The 13,639-nt window shown below is 45.9% G+C and carries 12 protein-coding genes and 2 pseudogenes; 8 read left to right on the top strand and 6 right to left on the bottom strand.

Features of this window, described 5'->3' with window-relative positions:
• Positions 1-154: 154 nt before the first annotated feature.
• Positions 155-671: pseudogene (gene infC / locus C400_RS0108775) on the top strand (translation initiation factor IF-3).
• A gap of 56 nt (positions 672-727) precedes the next feature.
• Here the strand turns inward: infC and C400_RS0108770 are convergent.
• The gene (locus C400_RS0108770; protein ID WP_017426691.1) at positions 728-1,030 is read right to left on the bottom strand and encodes a hypothetical protein; all 303 of its coding nucleotides are present in this window, start codon (positions 1,028-1,030) and stop codon (positions 728-730) included.
• Positions 1,031-1,128: 98 nt separating this feature from the next.
• On the opposite strand from C400_RS0108770, the gene C400_RS0108765 reads away from it, so the two are divergent.
• Positions 1,129-1,899, top strand: coding sequence for an ANT(4')-I family aminoglycoside nucleotidyltransferase (locus C400_RS0108765; RefSeq protein ID WP_017426690.1), 771 nt, complete (start codon positions 1,129-1,131; stop codon positions 1,897-1,899).
• 443 nt (positions 1,900-2,342) lie between these two features.
• Positions 2,343-2,891, top strand: coding sequence for a hypothetical protein (locus tag C400_RS0108760; protein ID WP_016820460.1), 549 nt, complete (start codon positions 2,343-2,345; stop codon positions 2,889-2,891).
• Between the two features lie 108 nt (positions 2,892-2,999).
• Here the strand turns inward: C400_RS0108760 and C400_RS0108755 are convergent, their stop codons facing one another.
• A complete protein-coding gene (locus C400_RS0108755; RefSeq protein WP_016820461.1) occupies positions 3,000-3,383 on the bottom strand; it encodes a DUF423 domain-containing protein in 384 nt (127 codons plus the stop codon).
• 221 nt (positions 3,384-3,604) lie between these two features.
• Here C400_RS0108755 and C400_RS0108750 point away from each other — a divergent pair, with 221 nt between their 5' ends.
• The 3 genes from C400_RS0108750 (at position 3,605) to C400_RS0108740 (ending at position 6,743) form a co-directional block, all read left to right on the top strand.
• Entirely contained in the window at positions 3,605-4,078 is a 474-nt protein-coding gene (locus C400_RS0108750) for a hypothetical protein (RefSeq protein WP_017426689.1), read from the top strand.
• A gap of 32 nt (positions 4,079-4,110) precedes the next feature.
• A complete protein-coding gene (locus tag C400_RS0108745; RefSeq protein ID WP_017426688.1) occupies positions 4,111-4,962 on the top strand; it encodes a DegV family protein in 852 nt (283 codons plus the stop codon).
• Positions 4,963-5,117: 155 nt separating this feature from the next.
• On the top strand, positions 5,118-6,743 hold the full coding sequence (locus tag C400_RS0108740; protein ID WP_017426687.1) for an S-layer homology domain-containing protein: 1,626 nt from the start codon (positions 5,118-5,120) through the stop codon (positions 6,741-6,743).
• 70 nt (positions 6,744-6,813) lie between these two features.
• On the opposite strand, the gene C400_RS0108735 is transcribed toward C400_RS0108740, so the two are convergent.
• Together C400_RS0108735 and C400_RS0108730 are read right to left on the bottom strand one after the other, a co-directional pair.
• Complete coding sequence (locus C400_RS0108735) at positions 6,814-8,403, bottom strand: amidohydrolase (RefSeq protein ID WP_017426686.1); 1,590 nt, start codon at positions 8,401-8,403, stop codon at positions 6,814-6,816.
• Positions 8,404-8,450: 47 nt separating this feature from the next.
• On the bottom strand, positions 8,451-9,149 hold the full coding sequence (locus tag C400_RS0108730; RefSeq protein ID WP_017426685.1) for a 4'-phosphopantetheinyl transferase family protein: 699 nt from the start codon (positions 9,147-9,149) through the stop codon (positions 8,451-8,453).
• 226 nt (positions 9,150-9,375) lie between these two features.
• Here C400_RS0108730 and C400_RS0108725 point away from each other — a divergent pair.
• Positions 9,376-10,836: pseudogene (locus C400_RS0108725) on the top strand (RICIN domain-containing protein).
• A gap of 107 nt (positions 10,837-10,943) precedes the next feature.
• Here the strand turns inward: C400_RS0108725 and C400_RS0108720 are convergent.
• Together C400_RS0108720 and C400_RS0108715 are read right to left on the bottom strand one after the other, a co-directional pair.
• Positions 10,944-11,459, bottom strand: coding sequence for an acyl-CoA thioesterase (locus tag C400_RS0108720; RefSeq protein WP_014599583.1), 516 nt, complete (start codon positions 11,457-11,459; stop codon positions 10,944-10,946).
• A 99-nt stretch (positions 11,460-11,558) separates the two neighbouring features.
• Complete coding sequence (locus C400_RS0108715; protein ID WP_017426682.1) at positions 11,559-12,107, bottom strand: helix-turn-helix domain-containing protein; 549 nt, start codon at positions 12,105-12,107, stop codon at positions 11,559-11,561.
• Positions 12,108-12,340: 233 nt separating this feature from the next.
• On the opposite strand from C400_RS0108715, the gene C400_RS0108710 reads away from it, so the two are divergent.
• Positions 12,341-13,579 carry an MFS transporter gene (locus C400_RS0108710; RefSeq protein WP_017426681.1) on the top strand — a complete coding sequence of 413 codons (1,239 nt, stop codon included), beginning with the start codon at positions 12,341-12,343 and terminating at the stop codon, positions 13,577-13,579.
• Positions 13,580-13,639: the final 60 nt, after the last annotated feature.

Raw genomic sequence — 13,639 nt, 5'->3', positions numbered from 1 at the left:
GTATGTATATGCATCGGAAAATGATAATCATTATCAGTAAAAGAGTATAGGGGTTAGTGATTTTTGTCAATAAGGATATATCGAAGCTCAATTGAATCGCACATAGGTTCCGTATATGATAGTTTTATCATTGTTTAAGGGAGGCTACATTGAAGTGGCAGTATTAATCAACGAGCAAATTAAAGCTGACGAGGTGGTGCTCACCGGACTCTCAGGCGAGAAGCTCGGCGTTGTTTCCAAGTCAGAAGCCTTGGCTATGGCCCGATCCAAGGGAGTGGACCTGGTCTGCACCTCACTGATGAGTAGTCCGCCACCGTGCAGCTTGGTTGCAAAGGGCAAAGGAAAAGCGCTTGTGCAAAAAAAAAGCCGCAGCAAGCAAAACAAATAAAGGCCAAGCCGCAGGAAACCATGGTAAAGAAAAGGTCAAGGAGCTTCGCTTCACCGCTCACATTGAGGAGCATGATTACGACACGAAGCTGCGTCAGGCGGACAAACAACTGCGTTCTGGTAAACCGGTACAGTTGGTCGTTAAGGCCTCAGGCGCAAAAGAAGCACCTGTCGCTAAAGCGGTGCTGGAGCGTCTACTGGGCGATCTGAAGGAAGTCGGTGTAAAGGAAACTGGAATCCAGACGGGCGGCAAGGGCTCACAGGTGAAATTAAACCCTCGCTGAATGGCGAATCAGTAGATTGGACAAGTCTCTTAGTTCGTACAATCAAACACTTCACCTTAGTCCTCTAAGCCTAGTTCGGCTATAAGAAAATCAGCCTGATCCATTTTCATCTGTTTCTTTTCTTGGCTGTAATCCCATCCGAGTGCTATAGCATATTTAATGATACGGGCACAAGTATTGGGTTTATGAAGGTTGATGGACCAGTTCCCCTTCCATGAAAAGCTCACTTCAAAAAATGAAGTTTTGGAAGAGTATATTCTAAGACTGACAAAATCTCTGCTAGGCATTTCATTAATCACACAATGAAAAATAAAATTATTGACCGTAATGTTTTTAGTTCTCTTAACAAAGGGCTTCATAAGTCACCACACTACTGATAAAATAGATATTTTCACTTGTCGCTATTTCCCCACAGCACTCCATACCATGCTTGCTAAAAACGGAGGGAGAATCACAAATGAACATGAATGGACCTGTCCACATTTCCCGAAGTGAGAGGCTTCAGACGTGCCATGAAATAGCTGCTAGGTTACATGAAGTATACAAAGACAAAATTCTAGCTATAGGGGTCTATGGATCTGTTGCCAAAGGTACGGACGGCCCTTTCTCAGATATTGAAATGTTTTGTGTACTAAGTGAATCCAACGCTCCCGTAGATTTTAGCCATGAATGGTCGGCGGGTCCCTGGAAAGCCGAGGTGAACGTCTGTAGTTCAGACATTCTTCTGAAAACCGCCTCTACTGTTGAGGGTACGTGGCCGTTGACACATGGACCCTTCTTTTCCCCACTTCGTCTGTATGATCCTAAAGACTTTTTTTCCATATTAAAGGAAGCTGCCGAATTCCCAACAAAGGAAGATTTCAGGCATGCAATCAACGAAGTGCTTGTAGGTGAAATGTATGAGTTTATTGGAAAGCTTAGAAATGTCAGTATAAATGGCCCTCGTACCTACTTGCCGTACTTGATCATGCAGTTTGCCCAATATGGAGCTATGTTAGTTGGGTTACACAATCAGAAGCTTTTCTCAACGGGCTCAATGGTTCTACCAGAAGCACTGGAACTGCCGGATCGTCCAGAGGGATTTGATCATCTAGTTAAGTTGGTTATGTCCGGAGATTTAGCGGAACCAACAAAGATCATTTCAGTCTGTGAAAATTTCTGGAGTGGTCTTGTGAGTTGGGCAGTCGAACATGACTATCATATTCAATCACAACGAATTCCATTTTGATTGAATATAACATCCACTTTATTTTTTGCTTACTATAATATACCATGTTTTCGATATGCCAAATCCCTCTTTCGTTAAGGGGGATTTTAATTTTTTTCTCGGCGGAAAAAGATCCTTAATGAAGATATGCCACGCTATACTTTTTTGTAAAATATTTAAAATTTAAATTACTTGATTTCATTCCCCACCTCACTTATTCTCGGTATATGCATACTTTAGCTCTATTCATTCTTCTCATACACAGTCCTCATTCATGTACACATATGCTAAAATGTACATTTCCTGTGGATTCAGAAAAAATTTAGCTCATAGGGCTTTATATAGAACTTATTTTTGCTAATATCCAACAACAGGGCCCTAGGCCCTATGACAGATTACATTTTAATGATATATTGATAGGTACTACAAAAGACTAATTACCCAGGGCTTGGGCTGGAGGATGTATGAAAAAGGAATCAAATCAAGACGAAACCAGTTATTTATTTAATGTTGATGTATTAGTTAAAGGTCGTTCGAACGTAGAGGCCCTTCAGTTCCTGCTTCATCTCTTGAGCCAAAACGAACAAATTGCGGATAGTCGGATTCAATCCGGTATCGAACTTGGTAATTTAATTGAAGCTGCATTGTATCTAAAAAAACAGTCGGCCGTTAATAGCCCGTCTGATGCAGCCGCTACGCTTGCGGAAAAATTCTCCAAAAAGAAATCAGCCGCAATTACGAACAAGACACCTGTTATTCAAGAGATCAAACAATCCCACGTACAGCCAAAGCCTGCAATACAACAAGACCTTAGTACGTACGAATGGATCAAACGCTATATACATGATAATACGCTTGTACGGTTAATCGTGAACCGCTACGGCGGACAGCGCAGCATTCCATGCCGCATACTCAACCTGGATCATGATAATAACCTGCTGAGTGTGTATCATGTTGATGAGAAGCAAGTGTACTCCTTTAAAATGAATGAGATTGATGAGATCACATCGTAAATGTAATATCTCACTAGAACAAGTAAGCATGAAAAAAGAGAATCGATAGGAAAAACATGGCGTCTTTCCTATCGATTCTCTTTTTTTTAAAATGGGGCAATGAGCTTTCTAATTCTCTTTCTTTAGACCGGCAGCAGCCCATGCCAACAATATCCATCCTGCAATAAAACACACGCCTCCTAATGGGGTGATCGCACCCAGCACACGGATTCCGGTTAAACTTAGCACATACAGGCTGCCGGAAAATAAAATGATACCCGTGAACAACAGCCGCGCAGCCCATCTTAAGCGGGTCGAAGGGCCCCACTGTCCGGCAGCCAACGCAATGATCAGCAATCCGACAGCGTGAATCATATGATATTTCACACCGGTTTCATATACGGCCAATGCATCCGCATCAATCCGTGCTTTTACAATATGCGCCCCAAACGCTCCAATGGCTACCGCCAACATCATCATTATAGATCCTACCATAATCCATCTTCGTTGCATGTTTTTTTATTACTCCTTTTCACTGATCCTTTTACCCGAATGTTCTTCTTATTTTATCGGAACAGCATGAAGTTTACCAGCCAGTGTGTGTAAACAAACCGCATACAAAATTCGATGATTAAGCCCTGTCTATTGGAGGGTAATGTGTAAAGTGGCTTGCTTTTTTGTTTATTTTGTGGAAAATTAGTACCTGTTCGGACTATGTTCAAGGAGTTGAAAAAATGAGTAACCAAGATCCTAATTTGCAAAAGCCTGCTGCGTCTGAGGAGCACCCTGTTTTTTCAGAAGCTCCTGTGTTCCAGCCTCCGGTCAAGCTCAAGCATTCCGGTCCCGGAATTGCTTCTTTTATTATGTCGCTCGTCAGTCTGATCGGATATATTATTCTGGCTATTATGGTCATTAATCTGATGGCTCATTTCAGCCAATACCAAACTATGAACCCGGAAGTCGCCTTGCAGCAAACCGGAACCATGCTGATTCCCTTTATTTTTTTAGGCAGCCTACTGCTCAATTGTAGCGGACTTGTGGTCGGAATCATCGGCATTGCGTTAAAAAACCGTAAGAAAACCTTTGCCATTATTGGATTAATCATTAATGCACTCATTATTGTAGGCTTTATTGCACTACTTGCCATCGGTCTCGCCATTCCGAATAGCACGGCGGATATTTATCCTTCGTCTGTGCAATCTTTATGATTTTTCTGCATCTCACAGAGAGGATTTAATGTATGAACAAAATTAAAATTTTTGCAGACAGTACCAGTGATGTTCCTGCTCACTGGCGTCAACAGTACGAGATTAGCATTGTACCATTGTATACCGTATTTGGTGATGAAGCATTGCAAGATGGGGTGAACATTCACCCGGAACAATTATTTCAGCGTGTCAGCCGCGAGGGACATTTACCTCGTACCGCCGCACCTTCTCCGGCAGATTTCATTCAAGCCTTTACGCCCTACATAGAACAAGGAGAGGACATTTTATATATCAGTCTGTCCTCCGAGCTATCATCGACGTACCAGAATGCGCTGCTCGCTGCCTCCGAATTTCCAGAAGGTCGCATTACGGTTTTTGATTCCCTAAATCTCTCATGCGGCTTTGGCCTGCTTGTGATGAAAGCTGCTCGCGCGGCAGCAAACGGTAGTACAATAGAGCAGATTGTAGATATGTTGACGGCAACCAGACCGCTAATCGACACGGAATTTGTGATTGATACACTCGAATATCTATATAAAGGCGGAAGATGCTCAGGCATGCAAAACCTGATCGGCAGTCTGCTCAAAATTCGTCCAGTAATCAAAGTGATTGATGGAAAAATGACGCCTGCCTATAAGGTCCGCGGCAAACGTGAAAAAGCACTGGAACAAATGCTGCAAAATGCCCTGAACCAGCGGGATTTGATGGATAACGATATGATCATTGTCGTGCACGCTCTGGCTGAGGAAGATGCGCTGATGCTGCAAGCACGCCTACAAGAGGAAACGAACGCACAAGAGGTACTGTTAACAACAGCAGGCTGTGTTATATCTAGTCATTGTGGTCCACAAACGATCGGTATTATGTATGCCAAAAAAGCATAGTTTATCCAATATCAAACCTGTTACCCATCGGTAGCAGGTTTTTTGGTATTTTTCCAGCAATTTAGCAATGAATAACTTTCCTCTTTTTGATAGTATTATTCGTCGAGTAACAATATATACACTTACAATCTATCATAAAAAAGAAGGTTATTGGGATGAGTTCCAAACGATCGCGTTGGCTAACCAGGTTTACTCTATCGGCAACTACAGCCATTACAATATTCACAGCATTCACTTCATACTTAGCTGCCCCGGCAGCAGCATCCGGCGTAGCTTTTCGAGATATTTCACACAGCTACGCCTATCAGTCTATTATTTCCCTGCACGCTAAAGGAATTTTGAACGGTACACAACCTGGTTACTTCTCACCTAAAAAGGCCGTTACCAGAGCTGAATGGGTTACCGCATTGGATCATGTCCTCGCTCTGGAGCCTGTACAAGCAGCTGTCTCCTCCTATAGGGATGTTCCCAAGCAAGCGTGGTACTACGGTTGGATCGAAGCGGCTTCGCAGCTCGATATCGTACAGGGAGGAACGTCCGGCACATTCCAACCCAACAGTCCTATAACCCGGCAAGAAGCAGCCTTAATGATTGCACGTCTCATCCGCTCTTCGAGCGGATCAGGTAGCATCACATCCTCTTTCACCGATCGTGACGAAATTGCAGATTGGGCTCTTGAAGGGGTAACCACCGTGAATCGTTACGGCTTTATGAAAGGTGAGAACAACTATTTCCACCCGGCATCTTCTCTCACTCGTGAAGAAACAGCGGCATTATTGGAGCGTCTGCTGACGTATTCAACACAGCATGCTCACCAAGCTGCTTCCACCGCTTCTTCCATTCGATTAGGCTGGCAATATGACCAAACCGTTCAGCAATTTGAAAATACGGTGCTTCAATCCAACATCAACACCCTGTCACCACGCTGGTTTTTTCTGAACGAAACGGGCAGTATCAGCGATTACACTAACTCTTCGCTGCTTTCCTGGTCCAAACAGCATCAAAAAAAAATCTGGGCTATGGTGGGCAACCGTTCCAATCTGGCGTTGACACACCAAATTCTGTCCAGTGAGGTTCTACGAGCTAAAACCATAACTCAGCTTGCCAATGCTGTATCTGTACATGGTTTAGACGGGCTTGTCATTGATTTTGAAAATGTAGATGGTCAGGATCGTGCCTATCTTACATTGTTCGTCCAACAATTAAAAGCGAAGTTGAAAAGTCAAAATGCAGTACTGGCGCTCTGTGTATCTCCTGATTACGGAACGGACTGGACTGCCGCTTTTGATTATCAAAAGCTTGGCGTTGCGGCAGACTATCTAATCCTGATGGGATATGACGAGCATTGGGGGGGAAGCTCGATCCCCGGCTCCGTGTCCTCCCTGCCATGGCTGCGTGAAAGCGTGCGGCGCTTTGTACAAACCACCGATCCGGAAAAAGCAATTTTGGCGCTGCCGTTATTTACACGGAATTGGACACTTAACGCTAACGGGCAATCCATCGCTTCCTCTGATATTTCACTAGATCTGCAAAATCTGCTGGTGTCCCGTATCTCCTCCAAACCGATCTGGAACGAGGATATTCAGCAGTATACCGTGTCTTACAAAGATACTCAGCTTCATAAGCTATGGCTGGAAGAAGGGCGATCCATCACTCGTAAGTACCGCTTGGGTCAGGATCAAGGATTTGCTGGCTTCGCCTACTGGTATCCAGGCGGCGCAAGCTCTGATCTGTGGGTCAGTGTGAAAAATGCGGACCGCTTCATACAGCGTGGCTTGTAAAAGTCAAAAGCCTTCAACCTCACGTAAAAAGTGAAGTTGAAGGCTTTTGCCATACATACGTATTACCAGCCTACGACCGGTATGCAACTTGCCCGTTCACAACGGTCATTCGTACCTTAACATCAAGCAAAGCTTGGTGACTTTCCGATACATCGCGGTCAATAACGGTAAAGTCAGCGGCTTTGCCTTCAGCGATTGTCCCTCTTTCATCAGCTTCCCCAGCCGCTACTGCGCTTCCCATAGTAAACAGATGAATGGCTTCGTGAACATCCAGCTTCTCAGCGGGAAGATAGCCCTCATGCATTTCTTCCGGCTTGGCGCGAGTCACTGCCGCATGTATACCCAGAAATGGGTTTAGGGGCTCGATCGGTGCATCACTGCCTCCAGCACACGGAATGCCTGCTTGCAGCAGCTTTTTCCAGGCATATAAATACTCGGTCCGTTCTTTCCCAACCCGATCCAGCACCCAGGGAAAATCGCTTGCGACAAAACGAGGCTGGATGTCTGCAATCAGCGGCAGCTTCACCATTCTTTTGACCAAATCAGCCCTTAGCACCTGCCCATGAATCAGACGATCCGGCAACCCGCTTTCCTCCGTTAGTCCATGGGCCTCCATCGCTGTCAAAATCATGTGCGCCGCCCCATCTCCGATGGCATGTACAGCCACTGGAAAGCCTGCGGCTCTGGCTGCTGCCACCATCTGATTCAGCTCTGGCTGTGGTTGGATGGCCATTCCACACGTATGTGGAGCATCACTATATGGTTCGGATAATAAAGCCGTTCTTCCACCAATAGCGCCGTCAGCAAACATTTTAATCGCACCGATTTTGAACCACTCATTTCCAGTACCTGCACGCAGCTCCTGTGCTTTCACTTCTTCCATAAATGGATGATAGATGAGCTGGTGTGTGCGAAAAGCAAGACCTTCTTCTCTCAGCTCCTTGTAAATTCGCTGCATCGTCTCTACGCTGCCCAAAAAACGTAAATCCTCCGTGTGTGCAGCAGTCAGACCCAGCCGTAGCGCATCCAGACAAGCCCGCCGGATCGTATCCTTCTTCGCCGAATAATCCGGCTCTGGCTGCACGCTTGTAAAGGCAAAGGATGCTTCCTCATAAATCAATCCATTTAACCGTCCCTCTATATCTCGTCCATAGGCTCCTGAAGCCGGATTAGGGGTGTTCTCGTGAATACCTGCACGCCGAAATGCCTCTGAATTGGCCAAAAACGTATGAAAGCACGTACGAGTCAGATATACCGGATGCTGATCTGTAATGGCATCCAGCTCAGCTATATTTGGAATTTCAACAGGAATAAACGCGTTTTCGTTCCAATTAAGTCCTAAAATCCACTCTCCCGGCGGTGTTACAGAGACCCGCTTGCGCAGCATAGCCAGCATCTCGTCCTTGGAAGTAGCTGATGTGAAATCCAGCATAGCCAGCTTCATACCATGCATAGACAAATGCATATGGGCATCAGTTAAGCCCGGCAGTACATTGGCACCCTCCCAATCCACCGTCTCGTACTCCTTACCGGACAACTGCAATTCAAGCTCCCGGGCATATCCAATGGCCTGTATGCGGCCATGCTGTACAACGATGGAGTCTCCTTTGGAAGCCCAGTCCCCATATAACCTGCCGTGCTTGAACAAAACGAATGTCAACGCCACTCATCTCCTTTTCTCCAACTATATGCTTGATCTGCTGCATATTACGCCAAGGTTGCCACTTCCAAACGCAGTGTATTTATATCTACCTGCTGTACCTCCTGCGCAAAGTGATCATGAGCTGCACAGACAGCCATTTTATAATCTGGGTCTAGCTCATACTGCTTAAAATGACAATACTCAGTCGTAAAGCCCTCTGTCGTGAAACCTATAGACGGTCGTGCTTCCAACTCGAATGAAAAAGACTTTAATGGTAGCGTTAGCCCCTGCCCTTCGGCCTTCACAAAACTTTCCTTAAGCGTCCAAAGATCGTAAAAATAGGCTAAACGACTCTCTGCATCCTGCTGCATTAATGCATCGTACTCTGTGTCTGAAAAGCATACCCTGCCTACCTCAAAATCAATAGGACGGAGCTGTTCAATGTCAATACCAAGCGGGTGATCATCAATGGCGCATACTACCCATTTTCCCGAATGGGAAACATTAAAATGGAATGCCGGCGCATTCAACAAGGAGGGCTTGCCAAAAGCATTGTATGTAAACTGAAGGCTGGCATTTGGTATTTTTAATTGCCGACAAACCAACCACCTTAACAGCACATCGGCGTATAACCCCCTCAAAGCGTCTTCTCGATGTAAAAAACGATCCAACTTGTGCTGTTTTTCCAGTGAAACCTGATTTACCAGTAATTCATAATGTCGCTCAGCCTCCGGCTTACTTGTATCAATCGCGTATATTTCCATGGTCGCCTCCTGTATACCTAATGGATATTAGCCAGTTTGTAACACTCACCAGTTGATTAAAGTCTGTTAAATTGGGATGACGCTTGCCATATACATGGTCAATATACTACTCTAGCACTTTCAATTCAATATGGATACAATTGGGATAAGTAGCTCTATCCAAACTACTTCATAGACCCTATTAATGAAAGCGCTTTAAAATAACCATACAGAGGAGGACGAAACAATGAAATATGATTTTGCCCGCTTGCTGTGTATTATGCTCACTATTTTGCTTTCGTTAAGCATTTTTCAGATGTTTTCACCTAAGATCGCTTCAGCTGCTTCAGCGAATGTAGTAAATGGCATTCAGTTTAAAGATACAGATGGAAACGTGGTCCATGCCCATGGGGGCGGGATGATTAAAGTGGATGGTTATTATTATTGGTTTGGTGAAAATCGTAATCCGAATGGAACATTCAAGGCGGTCTCCGCCTATCGTTCCTCTGATTTAAAAAACTGGGAGTTTCGTAAAAACGTGCTGACCAGCAGCTCGGCCGTAGAGCTGAATGTATCAAATATTGAACGTCCGAAAGTGATTTATAACGAAAAAACACGCAAATACGTATTATGGATGCACAAGGAAAACGGGATTAATTACAACGAAGCCCGAGTGGCAGTTGCCTCATCCGATACTGTAGACGGAGATTATACGTATCAGGGCAGCTTCCGTCCGCTGGATTATGATTCGCGCGATATGACCGTATACAACGATAACGGTACTGCATACCTGATTTCGGCTACCCGTGTAAACGCGGATCTGAACATTTATCGTCTGACACCGGATTTCCTTCAAGTTGAATCGCTGGTGACTACACTTTGGCCAGGACAATATCGTGAAGCTCCAGCGATGTTCAAAAAAGGAGACGTCTACTTCCTGATTACATCCGGGGCAACCGGCTGGAATCCCAATCAGGCCAAGTATGCTACCGCATCCAGCATTGAAGGAACCTGGAGCAATACGATGAACTTCGGGGATAGTACAACCTATGGTTCACAGTCGGCCTACGTCATTCCTGTTGAAGGTACGCAGACGACCTCGTATCTGTATTTGGGCGACCGTTGGGCTGGGGCGTGGAGTGGTCCTGTGCAGGATTCTCAATATGTATGGCTGCCGCTGCGTTTTCCAACCGCGACCTCATTAGCTATGGATTGGTTCGACAGCATTAATATTGATACCGCCAGTGGTGTGGTGGAGGGCGTAACTACGCCGATGGTCATCGACCCGGATAGTTATTATCAGCTGGTAAGCCGCAAGAGCAACAAGTCGCTAGGCATCATTGGCAATGCGACGACAGACGGAGCAGATTTAGAGTAGCGTGCGAATTCCGGAGCGCCAAGCCAGCAATGGCAGCTTAAGGATGCAGGCGGCGGATATTATAAAATTGTGAATCGGAACAGCGGGAAGCTGATTGGTGTTGAAAGCGGTGCTACAGCAGACGGCGCAGTTATTGAACAGTGGAATGATGGAGGCTGGTCCAGCCAGCATTGGCAGCTCGTATCCGTAACCGGAGGCTATTATAAGCTGAAAAATCGGGCAACGGGCAAGCTCATTTCCGAAGGTGCCACTGCCGATGGAGCCAAAGCCATTCAATGGGGCGATAATGGCGGGACGAACCAGCATTTCCGTGTAGTCAAAGTGGAATAGCTCAGATCCTTATCAAAAGGAGCCGTCATCCGAACAGATCGTAGTGATCTCTAACGGAAAACGGCTCCTTTTTATGCTAAAACGGTAAAATGGGGATGTCTAGTACACTACACTTCCCACGGAAAATCTGTCGTCAGAAAACTAGCCAGCTGCTTGCTTTCTTCCCTCCGCTGACGCCGTATGGCTGCGCGCGATGGAGCCGTCTGGTGTAATTGTATTTGCTCCTCTGTTTCCGGAATCACCTGTGGGACGGTCACTTTACGATTGTTCTCGTCCAATGCCACAAAGGTCAGGAAGGCGGTAGCTGCAATTTTGCGATCGCCAGTCATCAATCCCTCGCGAATCACTTTTACGAACACCTCCATCGAGCTGCGGCCTGTCCAAGTTACGAACGCTTCCAGCGTGACAGAATCGCTCGGGTGGATAGGCAGCAAAAAATCTACCGAATCCGTCGAGGCTGTAACTGTGTTCGTACGGCACAGCTTGGCGGCAGCAATAGATGCGATATCGTCGATATACGACATCAATCGGCCTCCAAAGAGCGTGTTATGATTGTTGATATCGTTGGGAAATACTCGGGACGTCTTAAAGCAGTAGGTTTCTCGGATGTACTTGCTTTCCATGGGTTCTTTCCTCTCTTTTCCTCGTTGCTCTCTTTTTATATCTCAGGATTTTGCAGAATCCTGTGTGGAAGTCTGTTGTAGACTATATTAATCATCCCACTAATCCGCATAATAAATCAATACATAAAAATCGGCATCCTCATCCGAATCATTACGATAGGTATGGATATCAGATCCTTGAAATTGTACGGCGTCCCCTGCACTCAGTTGGAGCTGTTGCCCCTGCATTTCAAAGTACATTTCCCCACGGATCATGAGAATCGTTTCCTCTCCCAGATGCTCTTCTGCCTTGTGTGTAAAGCCTGGCTTCAGACTTACCGTGAATACCTCGAACTTCTTTTCCGAGTGATACGGGAAGACAGGGTAAACAAAATAGTTACCGTCCTCATCAATAACTGGATGCAGATCTGCTCTACGAATTTTGGTGATTTGCGGCGGGTCTTCCTTAAGAAAGGTGGAGAAGGATACGTGCAAGCCGTTCGCAATCTTCCAAAGTGTGGTTACCGTAGGATTAGATTTCCCCTTCTCAATTTGAGCCAGCATCCCTTTGCTAACCCCTGTCAGTTCAGCCACCTTATCCAAACTAAGTCCTCTAGTTTTCCTAATTTGAGCCAAATTAGAACCAATAATATATTGCATTGAATCCACCGAATTATACCTCCTCGTATCCCAAAGTCTATATATGAAGAATACACAAAAGTGTCCGCTGTAGCTATAATTTACTGTTGACATTAACTATAAATGTCCTTAAACTTCACTTACTAAAACGTTTTTCAAAACTATTGTAATATCCTGAAGGGGGCCGCTATCCTGTGACTTTTCCATCCCTGAACACCCAACAGGCGAGAAAATCAACGTTGACTATCTAGGAGGGACTAAATTTGAATCCGCAAACCCGCAAGTCCCGCCACATGTACATGATGCAGCTGGCGACAATTTTTATTGGCTTTATTGTATTTGGTATCTCGGAGAATATAAAAGGTCCTGCCATTCCACGCATTCAATTCGACTTCAATCTGGATGAACAGCAGCTCGGAACATTGTTGTCTCTAAACGCACTTGGTTATTTGATTGCCTGCTCGTTCACCGCTGTCCTTGTCCGTAAGTGGGGAATCAAGGCGGTCAGCATCATTTCTTTTGCTTCCATGATCATCTCGGGAGTGTTCATCTACCTGTCGCACACGTATCCGTTCTTCGCTTCGTCCTACTTCTTGATGTATATCGGGAACGGCATGCTGGAGATTGCACTCGCAATTTTGGGGGCGAGGATTTTTGTGAAAAATACCGGCACGATGATGAATTTGTCTCACTTTTTCTATGGGCTTAGCTCAACAGTCGCCCCTTTGCTGGCGACGGGAGTTATGTCACTGACGGTATTTGGGCATACGCTAGACTGGCGGGGAATGTATCTGGCTATGTTGTCGCTCTGCCTGCTGCCGATTGTGGCCGCGCTGCTCAGCACCTTCCCGGGAGACGATCTGCAGCATGAGGAACGGACCTCACTCAAGACCCTAACCCGCGATCCGGCACTCTGGATGATGGTAATGATCCTGTCGTTTGGGGTAGTCTCTGAGCTCGCAGTTGGGGGCTGGCTAGTCAACTTTTTAGAGAAAGCGTATTCATGGAGCACGGTGAAGGCGTCCAGCATGCTCTCAGCGTTTTTTCTTACCTTCTCGTTGGGGCGCCTGTTGCTTGGTCCACTCACAGACCGGATGGGGTTTGTACTTTCGACGATTCTATTCTCCGCCTTCTCAGCGATATGCACGTTTGCAGCAATCGCGGGTGGGGAGAGACTGGCGTTTCTCTTTGCCGCATCGGGTGCCGGCATTGCAATGATCTATCCGACCGTGATGGCGTTCATAGCACGGAGATATCCGAAAGACAGTGATACAGCTATTACGTTCGTCGTCACACTGATGGGCATAGGTAGTGTCATTGGCAACTATGTGATCGGCTGGGTAATCGAAGGGGTCAAGATAGTCTACGGAGCAACCACTGAGCTTGGCATACTGCGCGGGCTTCAGGCGGGATATGGAGTTATTGGTCTATGTGCAGCCATCTGCGCGGTCTCGGGAATGATTCTCTACGGATATCTGAAAAAACGGCAAGAGCTTATATAAGCCACCACCTTAGGGTTGTCCCATAAGTCATGAACTGACTGGGGCGCCCTTTTTTTACGA

Source organism: Paenibacillus sp. ICGEB2008, from assembly GCF_000307675.1.
Classification (GTDB): domain Bacteria; phylum Bacillota; class Bacilli; order Paenibacillales; family Paenibacillaceae; genus Paenibacillus; species Paenibacillus polymyxa.
The sequence above is the reverse complement of the archived record's forward strand: the minus strand, read 5'-3'. Positions and strand labels throughout refer to the sequence as shown.

What these genes read in the sequence shown, in the direction of transcription:
- C400_RS0108770 (WP_017426691.1), bottom strand. Translation starts at nt 1,030, where the DNA reads ATGAAGCCCTTTGTTAAGAGAACTAAAAACATTACGGTCAATAATTTT.
- C400_RS0108765 (WP_017426690.1), top strand. Translation starts at nt 1,129, where the DNA reads ATGAACATGAATGGACCTGTCCACATTTCCCGAAGTGAGAGGCTTCAG.
- C400_RS0108760 (WP_016820460.1), top strand. Translation starts at nt 2,343, where the DNA reads ATGAAAAAGGAATCAAATCAAGACGAAACCAGTTATTTATTTAATGTT.
- C400_RS0108755 (WP_016820461.1), bottom strand. Translation starts at nt 3,383, where the DNA reads ATGCAACGAAGATGGATTATGGTAGGATCTATAATGATGATGTTGGCG.
- C400_RS0108750 (WP_017426689.1), top strand. Translation starts at nt 3,605, where the DNA reads ATGAGTAACCAAGATCCTAATTTGCAAAAGCCTGCTGCGTCTGAGGAG.
- C400_RS0108745 (WP_017426688.1), top strand. Translation starts at nt 4,111, where the DNA reads ATGAACAAAATTAAAATTTTTGCAGACAGTACCAGTGATGTTCCTGCT.
- C400_RS0108740 (WP_017426687.1), top strand. Translation starts at nt 5,118, where the DNA reads ATGAGTTCCAAACGATCGCGTTGGCTAACCAGGTTTACTCTATCGGCA.
- C400_RS0108730 (WP_017426685.1), bottom strand. Translation starts at nt 9,149, where the DNA reads ATGGAAATATACGCGATTGATACAAGTAAGCCGGAGGCTGAGCGACAT.
- C400_RS0108720 (WP_014599583.1), bottom strand. Translation starts at nt 11,459, where the DNA reads ATGGAAAGCAAGTACATCCGAGAAACCTACTGCTTTAAGACGTCCCGA.